This window comes from Nitratireductor mangrovi (genome assembly GCF_007922615.2).
GTDB lineage: Bacteria > Pseudomonadota > Alphaproteobacteria > Rhizobiales > Rhizobiaceae > Mangrovimarina > Mangrovimarina mangrovi.
In genome coordinates this window covers 2,011,527-2,028,109 of record NZ_CP042301.2, presented here as the reverse complement: position 1 = coordinate 2,028,109, position 16,583 = coordinate 2,011,527, and the positions used below count along the sequence as shown (strand labels likewise).

Sequence of the window (16,583 nt, the reverse complement as noted above, 5' to 3'; positions counted from 1 at the left end):
GACGACCGGCGCCGCGCGGAGCCACGGAACCATCAAGTGAACACCCGCCTCGGTCCCATCAGACTTTCCATAACGATCTATCTGGCGGCGATGGCTGCGGCGATCCTGGTCCCGCTGCTGCTCTTCGTCGCGCTGCTCTTGCTGCAACTCGAACAGCGCGAGCATGCGGCACTGGAACGCCGCGCCGTCGCGGCAGCGATTGCCAACTCCACCGCGATCGAACGCCAGCTGCGCGACATGGCGACGACCCTCAACCTGCTGTCGACCAGCCCGGAACTGATGGAAGGCGACCTGCGCGCTTTCCATAACCGCACGCAGGCAGCGCTTGCGGGCAGCCCCTGGTTCATCATCGCCGTCGACCGCAGCGGGCAGCAATTGCTCAACACGCGGGTGCCTTTCGGCACACCGCTCGGGCCGACCTCCGACCTCGACAGCCTGGTCAGCGCGCTCGAATCCGGGCGGGTCGAGGTGTCGCCGACCTTTTTTGGCCGCACCAGTGGAAAATGGGTCTTCAACGTCATCCAGCCATTGGCGGAAACGTCGGGGGGCGGAGCGGCGGCGCTGATCATGACCCAGAACGCCGAAGACCTGTCCGCGCTGATCGCCACCGGCTCGATGCCTTCCGACTGGTTCTACGCCGCCGTGGATCAGAACGGCCAACTCGTGGCGGCCAACGATACCTTCGACGGGCGTGTCGGCGCGGCGCTCTTTGGCGATCTTCAGAGCCGCATCAACAACAATTCCGGAGTGATCGATATAGATCTGGACGGCGAGGCCGGCATCGCGGCGTATTCATCGATCGTTGGCTGGTCATGGCGTTCCTTCGTCTGGGGGCCGGTGCGAAGCGGCCAGGCGTCGATACTGGAAAGCTGGGGGCGGCTTTTTGTCGGCGGCATCGCGCTTTCGGTACTGTCGGCACTCGCCGTACTGCTGCTCGCCTTCCGCCTGCGGCGCGCCATCCGTCAGCTGTCGCGCATGGCGCGCAAACTGGGTGCGGGAGAAATCGTCTCACCGGCGCAAACCGGCATGAGGGAAACCGACCTCGTCGCATACGCGCTGACGGAAGCGTCTTTCGACCGGGCGCAATCGGAGGAGCGGACGCATTTCATCCTGCGCGAACTGGTCCACCGAACGAAAAACATGCTGGCCGTGGTCCAGTCGATGATGCGGCAGACGGCGCGCCAGTCGGATTCGCTGGAGGCGTTCCTGCCGAAGGCAGGAGAAAGGCTGGAGGGCTTTGCGCGCTCGATCGACCTCCTGACCGAGCAGGGCTGGGCGGGCGTGTCGCTCAATGCGCTTATCCGCCGGCAGATCGCGACTTTCGTCAATGATGTCGAGCGTGTCGTCGTCCGCGGCGAGCCTTTCCTGCTCAAGCCGGATGCGGTGCAGAACCTCGGCATGGCATTTCACGAACTCGGCACCAATGCGGTCAAGTACGGCGCGTTGTCGGTGCCGCAGGGCCGGATCGACGTCAGATGGACGTTCGCGGGCGAGGGTGACGAAGAGCGGATCGCGATCGAGTGGGCCGAGCAGGATGGCCCGCCGGTGAAAGAAACCAAGCGGCGCGGCTTCGGAACCACGGTGCTCGAAGTCCACGCGGCGGCGGCGATCGGCGGCACGGTCGCCCTCACCTTCGCCAGAGAGGGGTTGCGCTGGCGCGCGGAAACGCTGCGCAGCAAGCTCGAATGGCGACCCGACGAAAACGACAGCGCCGCGGGGTGAGGGAACCATCGCGTGGCGGCGGCGTTGTCCCGAGTGCTGCGGGCCGTGTCAACCGGGCGCGGCGGTACGGTGAACAGGACGGTCTTTTTCCCGGTTTCTCCGCCTGGCCAACGAAATGGCAGACGAGCACCTGTCCCGCCCGGCCCGCAGTTTTCCCATCGCCACCTTTCTTGACGCGGCGCGACCACCGGGCTACCGGTTCCTGACGGCCCGATGCAGCCGGCAGCCCGCGCCCATCAAGGCATGGCGAATGCATCGACGGCATTCTTCCACTGGTCTTTCCGGTCGGCGAACGCGTCAGCAATGCGGGCACTGATTTCCGCGACTTCGCCGCACGTGAAGGATCAGACCCATGCGTACATTTCATGATGCCAAGGCAATGGCGAAAGCCATGCGCGAGGCACTGGCCTCCAACAACATCGATCTGCCACACAACCAGGCGCTGGAGATCGTCGCCCGCCAGTTCGGGCTTGAAAACTGGAATATCCTGTCGTCGAAGATCGAGCGGGACCGATCGGCGCCAGCGAGCGGGGCGGGGATCGTCTTCGAGCAAGCAGTGCCGATCGTGCGAATCTTCGACGTTGCCAAGGCGCACGAGTTCTATCTCGGCTTCCTGGGATTCTCGATCGACTGGGAACACCGGTTCGGCGAGAACTTTCCACTCTACACCCAGGTCTCGCGTGGCGGGCTGAAACTGCATCTTTCCGAACATGCGGGCGACGCGACCCCTGGCGGCAACATGGTCGTCAATATGAAGGGCATCCGCGTCTTTCACGCCGAGTTGCTGTCGCGAAACTACAAATACATGCGTCCGGGGCTGGAGCGCCAGGAGTGGGGCCTCGAGGTGACGGTGATCGACCCGTTCAACAACCGTATCCGGTTCATGGAGAACGAGAAGGCGGGTTGATCGTGGCGGCCGGCCGCCTCGCGGGGTGGCCGGCCAACCATCAGCGCTGCAGGTCGCGCGTGCGATGGGTCAGCGAACGCGATCCTGACGAACTTCGAGCAGGCCGAGGACGATCACCGCCAGGCCGATGGCCATGTGGGCGGCACGCAGCGTGCCGGCATAGCCGAGCGCGAAGGGCGCCACGACAAGCCACGCGCCGCAAAGCACCTCGATATATTCCTGCCATCGGCGCAGGCTGACGAATTCCAGAGCGCCGAGCATGACGATCAGGACGCCGGCAAGCCCGCTCGAAATGGCGATCACGCCATCGGCGGGCGCCATGATGACCGGGGAGATGACAACGACGGCGCCGAGGATCATCGAGGTGACGTCCTCCCACGGCCGATGCATGTCGAGACTGTACCAGTGGTGCTTGTCAACGGTTGCCATGACAACCTCCTTTCAGGTGCGGTCACTTGACCGGCCCAAGGGCTGTTCATGGCTTCTGGCCGCGCACAAGCCCTACGGGCCTTCGCACAACTTGTTATACTTTAGTCTTGTTCATGGATTCCGGCAAGGAAAACCGAGGGCTCCTGTTCCGCGTAAGAGGGGTCAGTATTGGCTACAGAACGTCGTCGGAAATCGGCCGCCCGGCCTGGTAGTCGTCGAGAATTTGCCTGATGGCGTCCGCCAGTTCCCGGTCCTCGTCCGACAGATGCTTGTCCCGTTCCAGGGCTGTGAGAGCTTCCTTCAACCGCCCCTTTCGGGCGTCGGCTGAGTAACCCGGATTCGCCAGCACGTTCATGACCTGCTGGCGGGTGACCTTGCCGCCGCCCGGCGTGGCCAGGCGCTCGTCGTTCCCTTTGTTTGACGTGCTGCTTGTCGGCATCGCATTTCCCGGCTTGGCACCCAGAAGGAATACGTACAACCGGCCGTCGGGGTTCCAATGCTCAGCGCAATGTGTAGAGGAAACCGATGCCGCCCAGATAAGTGACCACGACCGCGATCGTGTCGAGGCCGATCCCGAACACCAACGGATTGCGCCGCTCGATCAGGCCGACCAGGTAGAGACCGGTGACCAGAATACCGATCAGTCCGGCGACGATGGAGAATTGCCCGACTTCGTTGAGGACCGGGCCGCCGAAATAAAACAGGTCGACCAGAAAGATGACCGCGAGATCGAAAAGGTTGGTGCCGAATATGTCGGAAACCGCCATCACGTAGCGGCGCAGCCTGACCGCCGCCAACACCGTGCTGACCTCGGGCAGTGAGGTGGAAATCGCGACGAAGACCGCTCCGAAGAAGCTCGATCCGAGCCCGGTCTGTTCCGCTAGCGCCTCGCCGCTTTCGGAAAGGACATAGCCGGCGCACAGGATCACGGCCGCGGCGACAGCAGTGCCGATGACGGCATGGCGCAGGGAATGTTCCGCAGCGGTCTCGGTCTGGCCGATCTCGGGACCCGGCGGCTGGCCGACGACCTGCCACGACGGTTGTCTTTCAGACCTGGCGATGAGCCGGATCGCAAACAGGAACAGGGCGAACACACCCCAGGTCCACGCGCCGGCACCCAGGATCGCGATGTCGCCGACGGCAATGCCGAAGCAGACCAAGGCCACCAGGAGAATGCCGAGCGCGCCCTGAAGGAGGACGATCGGATTGGGCACGGCGAAGGTGAGTGCATGCTGGCGCATGGCGAGGTCGGCCACCGCCAGCACTGCGACCTGCATGGAGAAGCCGCCGAGCAGATTGTTGACGGCCAGCGGCGCATTGCCGCCGAACGAGGCGGTGCCGGCAACGGCGATCTCCGGCAGGGAGGTGATGCCGCCAAGCAGGAAGACCCCGAGCACGGCCTGGCCGAGGCCGGTGTGACGCGAAATCGCATCGACGTAATAGGACAGCCGCGTACCAGCGATCCAGACGGCCCCGGCGGAGACCGCGAAGGCAACGACGTTCAGCCAGACGGGAAAACCGGCGAAGGACGGCATGAGCTACGCTCCGGTTTGGCGGGTGGCGCACCGCGCGTCACACGATGACGCGGCTCCAGTTGCCATAGCGGTGGCGGATCGCGCCGCGCGGCACGCTGAGCGCGATCAGCGCAAGTCCGGCGACGACGCCGGCCGCGGTCTGCGGCACGGTTGTTCCGGCGACGAAGGGGATGATGACCAGCGCCATTCCGAACAGCGTGTTGATGAATCTGAGCGGCCGGACCGCCTCTGCCATTGCGGCGACGCTGGTCGTGATCACGAGGGAACCGATGAGGTGATCGGCGTTGGCCACGACGCCCGTGCTGCCCAGCGTCAGCCGGGTGAACATAAGCCAGGCGCCGATCAACACCGAAACGGCCAGCGTCCATGGCACCGAAATGCCACCACCGAGCATGTCGCGCATGATGGCCATCGGCGACTGGTCGAAGCTGTCCTCACCGCTGCGGCTGTCGCCCTCGTCGGTGTCGCCGAACAGGAAGACACGCAGGATGGGCCGTCCGGCGCGGCGCCGGCGGGCGAGAAACTGCCCGGTGGCGATCAGTTCGTCGACCGAATAGGGGATCTGGATCACCATCGCCGCGGCCGCGATCAGGCACAGCGTACACCATGTCCCGAGCACGATCGGCTGGATGACGATGAAAGTGATGGAGACCACGCCGAGCGGCACGATCATGATGCCGAAAAGCACCACCAGCCAGGGCATGGTGCGCCAGCGCCGCGACGAACCGATGATGCCAGTGAGAATCTCCAGCAAATAGGTCAGGGCGCCGAGGCCGGCGTCAGGCACCGGCCAGGCCTGCGAGACGCTGGAGGTGATGATTTCCTCGGTGCCGTTTTTCGGGTCGCTCGCGGCCCCGGCGAAGAACGGCTCCCAGACACCGTCGATGTGGCCGAGCTGATAGGCCGCCATGTAGCGAGACACGTAGAGGCCCAGGAAGGCGAGGATGATGATCGGCAGCCGCTGGAACCAGCTCGACGGCGAATATTCCCAGCCGGGCGGGATGGTCGGCCCGGTCGTCGCCGCAAGTATTCCGACGCCGGGAGCGGGCCGTGCCAGCACGGCCATGCCGAAGACAAGCGCACCGACCAGAGTGCCGTTCAAATAGGCGGCCGCCGTCGGCGCCCAGGCGACAAGCGGTGCGGCCATGACCCACAGTCCGACAGCCGCCAGCGCCCAGCGGATCAGTCCGAACCGCCAGGACAGCGAGACGAAGGCAAGGGCGACGACGAGGATGCCGGCGACGATGTCGCTCCAGACCATCCAGCGCGATTCATAGGCGAGCATCGGAGGGCTGGTGATCAGCCAGGCGCCCAGGCCCATGTTCAGGAACGGCGCCCAGAGGAAGCGGTGGTGGGCATCGCGATAGGCGGCTTCGGCGCCGTCGCGCAATTTCTCCGGCTGTGTGCCGCGTTCGTCGGCCGCCTCCAGCCAGGCAGGGGGCGTGATGCCGTTTGCCCGGTACCAGGCAAACGGGTCGGCCTTGAGATGATCGATCATCGCCGGAAGCGTATCGAGGATGAAGTGCCTGGGCTCCCAGCCGAGGAGTTCACGGGCGCGCGTGATATCGAGCTCGTAGTGGTCGTCGGCCATCTCGACCATGAAGGGGCGGATGAACGGCTTTTCGCCCTGGTCGAAATCGTCGGGAACGATCGGCTCGCTCTTCTCCTCCAGCCAGGCGCCGGCGCCGGCCAGAGCCTTCGGCACCGTGTAGGTCGCCCATTCCTCCTCGTCGTGGATGAGGTTGGCGATGCGTTCCTGCAGTGTCTGGTAGGATGCCGCCTCGGCCTCGCCGACGAGAATGGTCACGTCCGCGGGCAGCTTCGCGCGGCGGTCGACGGCGCGCACGAAGGCGTCGATCATGTCGTCCTTGTGAAGGAATGACTGGCCGGTATCGAGCGAGCCTGAATAGGCGTGCGCCTTGGGGTCGCGCTCGTAGATGCGCCTGATCTGGGCGGAAAGGGTGGGTACGGCGGTACGCTCGTCGTAAAGCCCGGCAAGGTGAAGCAGCACATAGGGAATGTCGCCGTGCTCCTCCCTGATGATTTCCTCGGCGCGGGCCTTGGACTGCGGATAGGCCCATTTCGGCTCGATCGGCGCCCGTTCGTCGATCGGCTGACCGGGCTCGGCGGGACGATGGACGAGCATCGTGCCGGAGTAGAGGAACTGACCGACCTCGAAATCCTGCAGCGCGCGCAGAAGGTTGCGCGTGCCTTCCACATTGACATTGTCGTAGAGCGGGTGGTCCTCGCCGGTGAAGTCGAAATAGGCGGCGAGGTGGATGACGGAGGCGATCTTGCCGCCGTGCCTGTCGCGGAAGTTGCGCAGGGCGAGTTCGACCGAATCCCGTGACGACAGGTCGACGGCGAAGAGTTCGCAATCCGCCTGCTTGTCCTTCAGATCGAGGCCGACGACCGTGTAGTCCGGCGCAAGCGCGGCAACGAGCGCCGAACCGATATCGCCGGCCGCGCCCGTAATGAGAATGACGGGCTTGCCGCCCGTCGATCCGGCCCTGGTTTTCGACGATTTGTCCCGATCTGTCCTCGAGGCCATCAAGCTGCTTTCCCGGTGATGAAGGTCACGCCACCGAGGCCAGGCGCGGCGCAGACCGATTGGCATGGCGCGCAATAGCCCTGAGAACGGCAAAAAATGCCGGACCATCCTCAATGGCTTGCAATGGACCAACGTGTGCGGCGCGAAGGGGTTCCGAGCGAATCCGGCTACGGAATTCGCGATGGCAACATCTACGGTGGTTGCCAACGGTTCGCTCGGCAGGCCTGATGGCGCCCGCCATGGGCGCGGTCAGCGCGCGAGCACCCGCGTTTCGCCGATGCGGAAGACGGTTGTCCTGGTTTGCGCGGTCGATGCGGCGAGGAAGCGGCGCTTCTGCTCCGAAGGCTCTTCCTCCGACAGCGCGAAGGTGCCCCAATGCATGCCGATCGCCAGGCGGGCGCCCATGGTGCGGGCAATGGCGGCCGCCTCTTCGGGTTCGGCGTGGTAGGGCCGTTCGAAACCGCGTGGCGACCATGCGCCCGCCGGCACCAGCGCCACGTCGACCGGTCCGAGCCGGCGCCGGGTCTCTGCGAAATAGGGCCCGGCGGCGGTGTCGCCGGCGAAGTAAACGCGGCGATGCCCGTCGGAAACGACGTAGCCGGCCCAATGCATGCTGTCGACGGGGAAGGGCAGCCGGCGGACGGCATGGATGGCCGGCACCGCCGTAACCGTGAGGCCGGCCGGCGCGGCGCGCTCGTACCAGGCGAGTTCGGTAACGTTGGCGAAACCGGCCCGGCGGACGAGAAAGCCGGTGCCCTCGGGCACGTAGACCTGCGCGTCGGGGAAGCGCGCCGCCAGCATTGCCAGGCTCGGCAGATCGAGATGGTCGTAGTCGGCATGGGAGATGACGATGACGTCGAGGCGCCGGATCAGCGCCGGGTCGGGCAGGAGCGGCGGCAGCCGGTGCAGATGCAGCGCGCCGCGTCCGATGCGCTCGGTGATGACCGGGTCGGTCATGACGACGCGGCCGCCTATGCGGATCAGGAAGGTGGAGTGGCCGAACCAGGTAAGGGCCAGGCGGGCGCCGCGCGCGGCGGCGAACTGCCGCGCGGCCGCTGCCTCGGGCAGTGCGTGACCCGGGGGCAGGGCGTCTGCCTGCGGGAAGGCCTTGGTCGCCATCCTGGCCAGATGGTCGGTCCAGGCGAGCAGCTTCGGCGCGGGCAGGGGAATGCCGGGATTGGCATAAAAGCGCGGCGGCGCGTCATCGCCAGCCCGGCCCGAAAGGCCAACGCAGCCGGCCAAGGCGGCAAGCGGCAGCGCCAGCGTGACGATAGCCATGATCTTCGCGTTGCCGAACACCCCATCCCCCGTGGATGGCCAGTCTATGGCCTGCCGAGCGGCAAGGAAACAGGCGGGGCGCGCGGGCCGTCGGACGGGACCAGGTCAAGCGAGGAGGAAGAGGACCGGTGGCGCGGGCGGGGGGTGAGGGCTTGGGGTGCGCCACCGGTCCGGAAAGTGCCGTGTCTTGGGGGATCGAGATCGCGACACAAACCGGAAGATGGGATCGAAAGGCGGTGAGACAAGCGACGGCTCGATCACGAATTTTCCGCATGCGGAAAATTTTCGTGCGCGGCCGACGGCGATCGACAGTGGCGAACCCTCAGACGAGCGGCGACGCGAGCAAATCTCCCAAGACCTCTGGCACCGGCCCGCGTCGCCTCCCCCTCGCTGCTCGGGCCCGCCGCATCTTCCTAACGTTTTCCGCCGGCCCTCGGCAATGCGACTATGTTGCTAGGCGGGCGATGAAGGCGGGCCGCACCTCACAGCGGCCACGCGCCCGACGGCGTCAGCCGGGCGGCATTCGGTCGAATTTGGGTACAGCGGGATCCATCATGTCCCATGCGTGGCCGCGAACGCCGTATGTGAGCGCTTGCGGGATGAATTGGTCCGGCTCGTCGAGGCTGCCGGCGTGGATCGCTATCAAGTCCGGCAGGGCTGCAAACGTCAGGTAGACCGGCGTTCCGCATGTCGGGCAGAAGGCATGGGTCTTTTCATTGCCGCTGTCCGCGCTCACGCTCCATTGTGATGGCTCGCCGACGATCGTCATCTCAGCGCGGCTCGGGAACGTCAGGTAGGAGCCGTGCCCGGCGCCGCTTCGCTTCTGGCAATCGGTGCATTGACAGTGGTTCTGGAAGATCGGCTGCTGTGTCGTTTCATAGCGGATGGCACCGCAAGCGCAGCCACCGATGTAAGTCTTCGTACTCATTCGGGCACTCCAAATTTGCTCGCTGGACGGCGTACGGTCAGAGATCGAAGCCCTGGCCGGTCTCGAGGAAGGACTTCATGCTGGAGAGCACGAGCGGCCAGCCCTTGCTGATCCCCTTCAGCATGCCGCTGCCGGGCTGCAGCTCTTCATGTGCGACGGTCAATTTGACCATCTCGCCTTGCTTTTCGATGTCGAAGGTGACGCGGCTGTATTGCTCGGCGTCATCCTTCTGGCTCTCATTTGCCCAACTGATCACAAGGCGGCTTGGCGGGTCGCTTTCGAGCACCTTGCCCACGAGTTCGACCGTACGCGCTTCGTCGGCGCGGACGTGCCGCCAATCCGAGCCGGGCCGCCAGTCGTCCGAGACGTTTTCGTGGCCCCAGTAGCGGCGGGCGATGTCGGGCCGCGTGATCGCCTCGTACACCTTGTCGGGTGTGGTACGGATGAAGGTGACGTAGATGAAACTTGCAGATCTGTCGGTCATTTCCTGTTCCTTTCGAGTTCCTGCTTGAGGTCGTGGAGAAGGCTCAGCCGGCCTTCTTCGAATTTGCGGATCCAGCGCTCGTAGACTTCGTAGAGCGGGACCGGGTTGATGAAATGCAGCTTCTCGCGGCCGCGGCGCACCGTGCTAATGAGATTGGACTGTTCGAGAAGGCCGAGGTGCTGGGTCACGGACTGGCGCTTCATGTCCATGGTCTCGCAGAGCTGTGCGAGCGTCTGACCATTCCTTTCGCAAAGGCGGTCGAGCAGCATCCTGCGGCTCGGATCGGCCAGGGCCTTGAACACCCGGTCATCATCCATCGGCACCTCCCGGGGCGGTATGGCGATGGGTATATGCAGGTATTTGCCTGCATGTCAATACATGCAGGTAAATACCTGCATATTGGCGGCGCGAGCGGCGCGCGAACGCCGTAGCGGCCGCCCGATGGCGCCAGCACCGCAGTCAGGCGCGACGGGGCAGCGGAATAACGCAGGCTTGACTAGACAGGCGACCGCGCCGACCTAGCTTTCGATTGCGAGACGCGTTTTCGGGAGACCAGCATGGACAAGCCGGCCATCACCCAGGCAATGATCGACGCCTATGACGAATACACGCACCTGACGCTCGACCGCCGCGGCTTCATGGAGAGACTGACGCGGCTTGCCGGTTCCGGCGCGGCGGCCGCGGCAATTGCGCCGCTGCTGGCGGCGAGCCAGGCGAAGGCGGCGATGGTGGCCGAGGACGACGAGCGCATATCGGCCGAAGATGTCACTTATGAGGGCGTGCCGGGCGAGATGAAGGGCTACCTCGCGGGGCCTGCCGGCAACAGCGGCAAGCTGCCGTCGGTGATCGTCATTCACGAGAATCGCGGCCTCAATCCGCATATCAGGGACGTGGCGCGGCGCCTGGCGACAGACGGTTTCCTGGCGCTGGCGCCGGACTTCCTGTCGCCGGCGGGCGGAACGCCGGAGGACGAAGACAAGGCGCGCGAGATGATCCGCGAACTCGACGGCAGCGCCGTGATCGACAACGCGATTGCCTCGATTGCTTATCTGCAGGCGCATGAGCGTTCCAACGGCAAAGTCGGTGCGGTCGGCTTCTGCTGGGGCGGCGGTACGGTGAACAACCTCGCGGTGGCCGCGACTTCGCTCGACGCCGCCGTGGCCTATTACGGACGCCAGCCGGCCAGCGAAGGGGTCGAGCGGATCGAGGCGCCGCTGCTTCTGCACTATGCCGGGGAAGACAGCCGCATCAATGCCGGCATCGACGCATATCGCGACGCCTTGGAGGCGGCGGGCAAGACCTTCACGATCCACGTCTATGACGGCGTGCAGCATGCCTTCAACAACGACACCTCGGCCGCGCGCTACGACGAGCAGGCGGCGACGCTGGCCTGGAACCGCACGGTTGCGTTCTTCAAGGAGCATCTCGAACGGGGCGGGTGAACTTCCGACAACGCGCCTGAGCCGCATGGTGTGAGCGCGCGGGGACGGGGGTGGCATCGGCTTGCCGATGCGCGTGAAGCGGGAATCCCTGGATCGTTTGTTAACCACCGACCTTTAGATTGGCCATTCCGACCGCTGGGAGTTGAGGGGCAATGGCTTCGTTTCCGACCACGCCAGACGAAGATGCGCGCCTCGCGAAGCTTGCCGAGTACGGACTTGCCAGCGACGATTCGATGAAGTCGGCTTTCGACCGGGTGACGAGGCTGCTCGCCCAGTTGCTCGACGTACCGATCACCTACATCTCGCTGATCGACCAGGACACGATGTGGATCAAGTCCAGTGTCGGGCTCGACGCGCCGACTTTCGAGCGGGAAGGGGCGATCTGCTCGCACACCGTGGTTCGCGACAGGCCGCTTTATGTGGGTGACCTGACCGCCGACCCGCGCTTTTACGACCACGACATGGTGACGCCGCAGGATGGCCTGCGCGCTTATGCCGGCGCGCCGCTCACAACGAGCTGCGGGCTCAACATGGGCACGCTGTGTGCGGTCGACACCAAACCGCGGTCGCTGTCTGCGAAGGAACTGGAGGCGCTTAGCGATCTTGCCGCCCTGGTGATCGCGCAAATGGACAGCCAGCTCAACGCGCGCCGGGCGAAACTTGCCGAAGAGCGACTGGTCGATGCGGTCGAAGCCTTGCCGGACGGGTTCGTCATCTACGACAGGGATGACCGGCTCGTCTTCTGCAACAACCGCTATCGCGAGATCTACCGGCACAGCGCGCAGTGGATCGTGCCGGGCGCGACGTTCGAAAGCATCATCCGCAAGGGCGTCGAGAACGGCCAATATCCCGACGCAGTCGGCAACGAGGAGGCCTGGATCGCGGAACGCGTGCGCATCCATCAGAGCCCGGACGAGCCGATCGAACAGCAATTGCCCGGCGACCGCTGGCTGCGCATCCAGGAGAGGCGCACGCGCGACGGTGGCCTGGTCGGCTTTCGCTTTAACGTCACCGAGCTGATGCGCCAGAAGCGCGAACTGGCGCGGCTAGCCTGGACGGACCACCTGACCGGGGCGCTGAACCGCGGGCGCTTCCTCGAACTGGCCGAAAAGCAGCTTCACCCGAACGGGCCACGCCGGACGATGCCGATCCTTCTGTTCGACATCGACCACTTCAAGCAGATCAACGATCGCTACGGTCATCCCGCCGGCGATGCCGTGCTGGTGGAGCTGGTGTCGCGATGGATGCAGCGGCTGCAACCGGGCGATCTTCTGGCGCGCTTCGGGGGCGAGGAATTCTGCCTGGCTCTCGCCTCGGACAAAGGGGCGGCGGAAGCGGCGGAGAGCCTGCGTCGCGCCGCCTGCGAACTGCCTATCGCCGCCGAAGGGCAATTGATCAAGGTGACGGTGAGCATCGGCTACGCACATTACCGCGACGGCGAAGACGTGCTTTCGAAGACGCTGGGGCGGGCGGATGCCGCGCTCTACCGGGCCAAGGAAGCCGGGCGCAACCGCTGCGAGACGATAGCGGCGTAACCCGTACACCCGACTCGACGTCATTTTCGTCGCCTTCAGCGATGCTCCTCGACGGAGGCCTGGACGAGGGCGCGGTTGAAATGGCGCAAAGCGGCGACGTGGCTTGCCCAGGCGATGACCCTGGTTGTGTCCGAGGGGCTGATCACAGGCAGCCTGTCGTGGCCGCCCTGGTCGAGCAGGCGCAGCGCACTGTCGAGCGTGTCGGTCGGTTTCAGCGCCGGAACGCCGCGCTCGGGATCGTAGGTGACCGGCTCGGCATCGGCGGCGAGCGGTTCCATGAAATCCATCACCTGGACCGAAGCACCGAGCGGCTTGTGCGGGCCTTCGCGCACGTCGAGGCCGCGCATGCGCAATTGCCACTGGAACCACGAGTGGCCGTGCAGCGCCTGGATCGCGCCCTGGGCGACCGCGACCGTCAGCAACAGCGCGATGGCGAGCGCGTAGCCACCCGTGAGCTCGAAGACGATCATGGCGGTCGAGATCGGCGCGCCGAAAACGGCGCCGGCGACCGCACCCATGCCGAGCATGGCGTAGAGCCCGCCGGAAGAGGCCATGTCGGGGAACACACTCGAGGCCATCAGGCCGAAGGCGCTGCCGGTGAGCGCGCCCACCACCATGGCCGGCGCGAACACGCCGCCGCCGAAGCGCGCGGCCAGCGAGATCGCGGTGGCAACCGTCTTGAGCACGATCAGCGCCAGCGCCAGAAGCAGCGGAAGCTGGCCGGAAAGGGCAAGGTCGGTGACCTCGTAGCCGACGCCGAGCACATGCGGAAAGAAGACGCCGATCGCGCCCACCATGACGCCGCCGGCCGCCGGCCGCAGCCATAAAGGCATGTCGATGCGGCGGGCGGCGAAATCGGCGATGAAGAGCGCCAGTTGGAACAGGATCGCCACGGCCGCGCAGACCAGGCCGAGGAGCACGAAGGCCGGAAACTCCCAGTAGGAGGCAACGGCATAGGCCGGTACCGAGAAGGAGGCGTCGGGCCCGAACCAGAGCCGCGAAAGCACGCTGCCGGCCGTGGACGCGATCATGATCGGCACGAAGGAGCGCAAGGCATAATGACCGAGCACCACTTCGTGAGCAAAGAGAACGCCCGCGAAAGGGGCGTTGAAGGAGGCTGCGACAGCACTTGCAACGCCCGCCGAAAGAAGGGTGCGGCGGCACCATTCGGGCAGGGCGGCGCGGCGCGAGATCACGCCGCCGAGCATGGCGCCGAGGTGGACGATCGGGCCTTCTCGGCCGGCGCTGGCGCCGGTGCCGACGGAGATGCCGGAAACAAGCGCCGACCATAGCCCGTCTGACACGCTGAGCTTGCGGCCGGTATAGGCGCGCGCCTCGATGACATCGGCGACGCCGCCGGCGCGGCGCGCCGAGATGCGCCTCAGCATGAGGCCGACGACGAGGCCACCGCCTATCGGTCCGAGCAGGATGACCCACCAGGGCATCGCGGCGGCGGCCGTCAGCGTCTGTTCGGACCGGGTGCCGAGCCAGAAAAACTGGGCGAAACCGATGAGTTCGCGGAAGAGGATGGCGGCGACCCCGGCACCAAGGCCGATCGCCAGCGCCAGGATCAGCACGAAAGGCTGGCGCTCGCGGCGGAATTCGCGCCAGTTGGGTTCGACCCAGCCCTGGAGGGCGTTCATGGCGCGCCTTGTGGCGTCGTTCATCGGGCCTTTCGCCTCGCAGCGGCCGCCGGGCGGCCTGGTTCCCTTCAGCCGGCCTTGCGCCTGATCTCGATCGACCGGCCGGCACGCTCCGGCAACGGCAGCGCGCGGTGAGCGGCGCGCATGGCCTCGACCTTTTCCATGATGTCGTCCGGAAAGGCAGCGACGCGCGGGCCGGCCATGTCGATGTGGAGCGACAGGGTCTCGGAGGTGGCGGCGAGCCAGCCGTCGACATGGTGGATTTCCTGATAGGCGCGCAGGCGCTTTTCGTCATGGTCTACGAGCTGGAAGGAAATCCGCACCTGATCGTCGAGATGCAGTTCGCGCACATAGCAGACATGGACCTCAGCCGTGTAGATCGTCAGCCGGCGGTCGCGGGCGTAGTCGGGACCCATGCCCATGACCTCGAACGCCTCGTCGGAGCATCGGTCGAACAGGACGTTGTAGAAGGCCATGTTGAGATGGCCGTTATAGTCGATCCAGTCCTTCTCGACCTTCATGACGCTTGACCGGAACGGTGCTTCGATCGGCATTGCTATTCCCCGCTTGATCGTCAGGATGGATCGGTCCATCTCCAGTGGGTGGCGAATCTTCAAATTCGTCCCGCCGGTCGACGAATAGTGCACATTACGCATGCGATGCCGGTTCTCAAGGCCGCAGCAGGAACAATCAAGGGGAGGACAACATGGCGCTCGCCGACCTGGTCAGGATCGACCGCAACGAGGACGGCATCGCCGCCGTGCTGGGCATCCTCAAGCAGCGTTTCGGGGAGCGGCTGCAGACCGGGCAGTCGATCCGCGAACAGCATTCGCACACGACGACCTACATCCCGGCGCAACTCCCCGACGGTGTCGTGTTCGCGCAGTCGACGCCGGAGGTGCAGGAAATCGTTCGCTGTTGCGCCGAATACAAGGTGCCGGTCATTCCCTTCGGCACCGGCACCTCGCTGGAGGGACAGGTGAACGCTCCCGGCGGCGGCATATCGATCGATCTGGCCGGCATGGACAAGATCCTGGCGGTCAATGCCGAAGACCTCGACTGTACGATCGAGCCAGGCGTCACGCGCGAGGCGCTGAACACCTATCTCAGGGATACCGGGCTGTTCTTCCCCATCGATCCGGGCGCCAATGCCAGCCTCGGCGGCATGGCCTCGACGCGGGCCTCGGGCACGAACGCGGTGCGTTATGGCACCATGCGGGAGAATGTGCTGGCGCTGACCGCCGTTATGGCCGACGGCCGCGCGATAACGACGGCCAAGCGGGCCAAGAAGACTTCGGCCGGCTACGACCTGACGCGGCTCCTGATCGGCTCGGAAGGAACGCTCGGCATCATCACCTCGCTGACGCTGAAGCTGCAGGGCATCCCGCAGGCGATCTCGGGTGGAGTTTGCCCGTTCCCGTCGGTCGAAGCGGCGTGCCAAGCGGTGATCGCGACGATCCAGATGGGCATTCCGGTGGCACGGATCGAACTGGTCAACCAGTTGCAGATGAAGGCGATGATCGCCTATTCGAAGCTGGACTACCCGGAAAGCCCGTGCCTGTTTCTGGAGTTCCACGGCACCGATGCGGGCGTCGCCGAGCAATCGGAGTTCTTTTCCGAGATCGCCGCCGAGCATGGCGGCGGCCCGTTCCTGTGGACGAAAGAGGCCGAGGAGCGGACGAAGCTCTGGAAGGCGCGCCACGACGCCTACCACTCGGTCAAGGCACTGCGGCCGGGATCGCAGGCGGTGGCGACCGACGTCTGCGTGCCGATCTCGCGGCTGGCCGAATGCATCGTCGAGACAGAGCGCGACATCGCCGAGACCGGTCTCATTGCGCCGATCGTCGGCCATGTCGGCGACGGCAATTTTCACGTCTCGCCGCTGATCGACCGTAACGAGCCGAAAGAAATCGAGGTGCTGGAAGCCTTCATCGCCCGCCTCAACGAACGCGCCATCGCCATGGACGGCACCTGCACCGGCGAACACGGTATCGGCCAGGGCAAGATGAAGTTCCTCGAACTCGAACTCGGGACCGGCGTCGACGTGATGCGCGCGATAAAGCGGGCGCTCGACCCCGACAACATCCTCAATCCGGGCAAGATCTTCCCGCTTTCGTGACAACCGCGGT

15 protein-coding genes are annotated in these 16,583 nt (G+C 65.4%); 5 read left to right on the top strand and 10 right to left on the bottom strand.

Features of this window, described 5'->3' with window-relative positions:
• Nucleotides 1-36 precede the first annotated feature (36 nt).
• Nucleotides 37-1,722: a sensor histidine kinase gene (locus tag FQ775_RS10000; RefSeq protein WP_146297929.1), complete on the top strand. Its 1,686-nt coding sequence runs from the start codon at nt 37-39 to the stop codon at nt 1,720-1,722.
• 352 nt (nt 1,723-2,074) lie between these two features.
• The gene (locus FQ775_RS09995) at nt 2,075-2,629 is read left to right on the top strand and encodes a glyoxalase superfamily protein (protein ID WP_146297928.1); all 555 of its coding nucleotides are present in this window, start codon (nt 2,075-2,077) and stop codon (nt 2,627-2,629) included.
• Between the two features lie 69 nt (nt 2,630-2,698).
• On the opposite strand, the gene FQ775_RS09990 is transcribed toward FQ775_RS09995, so the two are convergent.
• From FQ775_RS09990 to FQ775_RS09955, 8 genes are all read right to left on the bottom strand, one after another.
• Nucleotides 2,699-3,058, bottom strand: a complete 360-nt coding sequence (locus FQ775_RS09990; protein ID WP_146297927.1) for an SPW repeat domain-containing protein — start codon at nt 3,056-3,058, stop codon at nt 2,699-2,701.
• A 172-nt stretch (nt 3,059-3,230) separates the two neighbouring features.
• Nucleotides 3,231-3,497: a hypothetical protein gene (locus FQ775_RS09985; RefSeq protein ID WP_146297926.1), complete on the bottom strand. Its 267-nt coding sequence runs from the start codon at nt 3,495-3,497 to the stop codon at nt 3,231-3,233.
• Between the two features lie 61 nt (nt 3,498-3,558).
• Nucleotides 3,559-4,593: a sodium:calcium antiporter gene (locus FQ775_RS09980; protein WP_146297925.1), complete on the bottom strand. Its 1,035-nt coding sequence runs from the start codon at nt 4,591-4,593 to the stop codon at nt 3,559-3,561.
• Between the two features lie 37 nt (nt 4,594-4,630).
• Nucleotides 4,631-7,144 (bottom strand): vitamin K epoxide reductase family protein, encoded by a 2,514-nt coding sequence (locus tag FQ775_RS09975; protein WP_146297924.1) that lies wholly within the window; start codon nt 7,142-7,144, stop codon nt 4,631-4,633.
• 249 nt (nt 7,145-7,393) lie between these two features.
• The gene (locus tag FQ775_RS09970) at nt 7,394-8,422 is read right to left on the bottom strand and encodes an MBL fold metallo-hydrolase (RefSeq protein ID WP_146297923.1); all 1,029 of its coding nucleotides are present in this window, start codon (nt 8,420-8,422) and stop codon (nt 7,394-7,396) included.
• Between the two features lie 508 nt (nt 8,423-8,930).
• Nucleotides 8,931-9,350, bottom strand: a complete 420-nt coding sequence (locus FQ775_RS09965) for a GFA family protein (RefSeq protein WP_146297922.1) — start codon at nt 9,348-9,350, stop codon at nt 8,931-8,933.
• 37 nt (nt 9,351-9,387) lie between these two features.
• Nucleotides 9,388-9,834, bottom strand: a complete 447-nt coding sequence (locus FQ775_RS09960) for an SRPBCC family protein (RefSeq protein ID WP_146297921.1) — start codon at nt 9,832-9,834, stop codon at nt 9,388-9,390.
• On the bottom strand, nt 9,831-10,151 hold the full coding sequence (locus tag FQ775_RS09955; RefSeq protein WP_146297920.1) for an ArsR/SmtB family transcription factor: 321 nt from the start codon (nt 10,149-10,151) through the stop codon (nt 9,831-9,833). Before FQ775_RS09955 ends, FQ775_RS09960 begins: the two co-directional genes overlap by 4 nt.
• 240 nt (nt 10,152-10,391) lie before the next feature.
• On the opposite strand from FQ775_RS09955, the gene FQ775_RS09950 reads away from it, so the two are divergent.
• Nucleotides 10,392-11,276: a dienelactone hydrolase family protein gene (locus FQ775_RS09950; protein ID WP_146297919.1), complete on the top strand. Its 885-nt coding sequence runs from the start codon at nt 10,392-10,394 to the stop codon at nt 11,274-11,276.
• A gap of 152 nt (nt 11,277-11,428) precedes the next feature.
• Entirely contained in the window at nt 11,429-12,811 is a 1,383-nt protein-coding gene (locus FQ775_RS09945; RefSeq protein ID WP_146297918.1) for a diguanylate cyclase, read from the top strand.
• 35 nt (nt 12,812-12,846) lie between these two features.
• Here the strand turns inward: FQ775_RS09945 and FQ775_RS09940 are convergent, their stop codons facing one another.
• Both FQ775_RS09940 and FQ775_RS09935 read right to left on the bottom strand, forming a co-directional pair.
• Nucleotides 12,847-14,478 (bottom strand): chloride channel protein, encoded by a 1,632-nt coding sequence (locus FQ775_RS09940; RefSeq protein WP_146297917.1) that lies wholly within the window; start codon nt 14,476-14,478, stop codon nt 12,847-12,849.
• Nucleotides 14,479-14,522: 44 nt separating this feature from the next.
• Entirely contained in the window at nt 14,523-15,008 is a 486-nt protein-coding gene (locus FQ775_RS09935; protein ID WP_146297916.1) for a thioesterase family protein, read from the bottom strand.
• Nucleotides 15,009-15,160: 152 nt separating this feature from the next.
• On the opposite strand from FQ775_RS09935, the gene FQ775_RS09930 reads away from it, so the two are divergent.
• The gene (locus tag FQ775_RS09930; RefSeq protein ID WP_146297915.1) at nt 15,161-16,573 is read left to right on the top strand and encodes an FAD-binding oxidoreductase; all 1,413 of its coding nucleotides are present in this window, start codon (nt 15,161-15,163) and stop codon (nt 16,571-16,573) included.
• Nucleotides 16,574-16,583: the final 10 nt, after the last annotated feature.

What these genes read in the sequence shown, in the direction of transcription:
- FQ775_RS09980 (WP_146297925.1), bottom strand. Translation starts at nt 4,593, where the DNA reads ATGCCGTCCTTCGCCGGTTTTCCCGTCTGGCTGAACGTCGTTGCCTTC.
- FQ775_RS09965 (WP_146297922.1), bottom strand. Translation starts at nt 9,350, where the DNA reads ATGAGTACGAAGACTTACATCGGTGGCTGCGCTTGCGGTGCCATCCGC.
- FQ775_RS09995 (WP_146297928.1), top strand. Translation starts at nt 2,075, where the DNA reads ATGCGTACATTTCATGATGCCAAGGCAATGGCGAAAGCCATGCGCGAG.
- FQ775_RS09985 (WP_146297926.1), bottom strand. Translation starts at nt 3,497, where the DNA reads ATGCCGACAAGCAGCACGTCAAACAAAGGGAACGACGAGCGCCTGGCC.
- FQ775_RS09990 (WP_146297927.1), bottom strand. Translation starts at nt 3,058, where the DNA reads ATGGCAACCGTTGACAAGCACCACTGGTACAGTCTCGACATGCATCGG.
- FQ775_RS09950 (WP_146297919.1), top strand. Translation starts at nt 10,392, where the DNA reads ATGGACAAGCCGGCCATCACCCAGGCAATGATCGACGCCTATGACGAA.
- FQ775_RS09955 (WP_146297920.1), bottom strand. Translation starts at nt 10,151, where the DNA reads ATGGATGATGACCGGGTGTTCAAGGCCCTGGCCGATCCGAGCCGCAGG.
- FQ775_RS09945 (WP_146297918.1), top strand. Translation starts at nt 11,429, where the DNA reads ATGGCTTCGTTTCCGACCACGCCAGACGAAGATGCGCGCCTCGCGAAG.
- FQ775_RS09930 (WP_146297915.1), top strand. Translation starts at nt 15,161, where the DNA reads ATGGCGCTCGCCGACCTGGTCAGGATCGACCGCAACGAGGACGGCATC.
- FQ775_RS09960 (WP_146297921.1), bottom strand. Translation starts at nt 9,834, where the DNA reads ATGACCGACAGATCTGCAAGTTTCATCTACGTCACCTTCATCCGTACC.
- FQ775_RS09935 (WP_146297916.1), bottom strand. Translation starts at nt 15,008, where the DNA reads ATGCCGATCGAAGCACCGTTCCGGTCAAGCGTCATGAAGGTCGAGAAG.
- FQ775_RS09940 (WP_146297917.1), bottom strand. Translation starts at nt 14,478, where the DNA reads ATGAACGACGCCACAAGGCGCGCCATGAACGCCCTCCAGGGCTGGGTC.
- FQ775_RS09975 (WP_146297924.1), bottom strand. Translation starts at nt 7,144, where the DNA reads ATGGCCTCGAGGACAGATCGGGACAAATCGTCGAAAACCAGGGCCGGA.
- FQ775_RS09970 (WP_146297923.1), bottom strand. Translation starts at nt 8,422, where the DNA reads ATGGCTATCGTCACGCTGGCGCTGCCGCTTGCCGCCTTGGCCGGCTGC.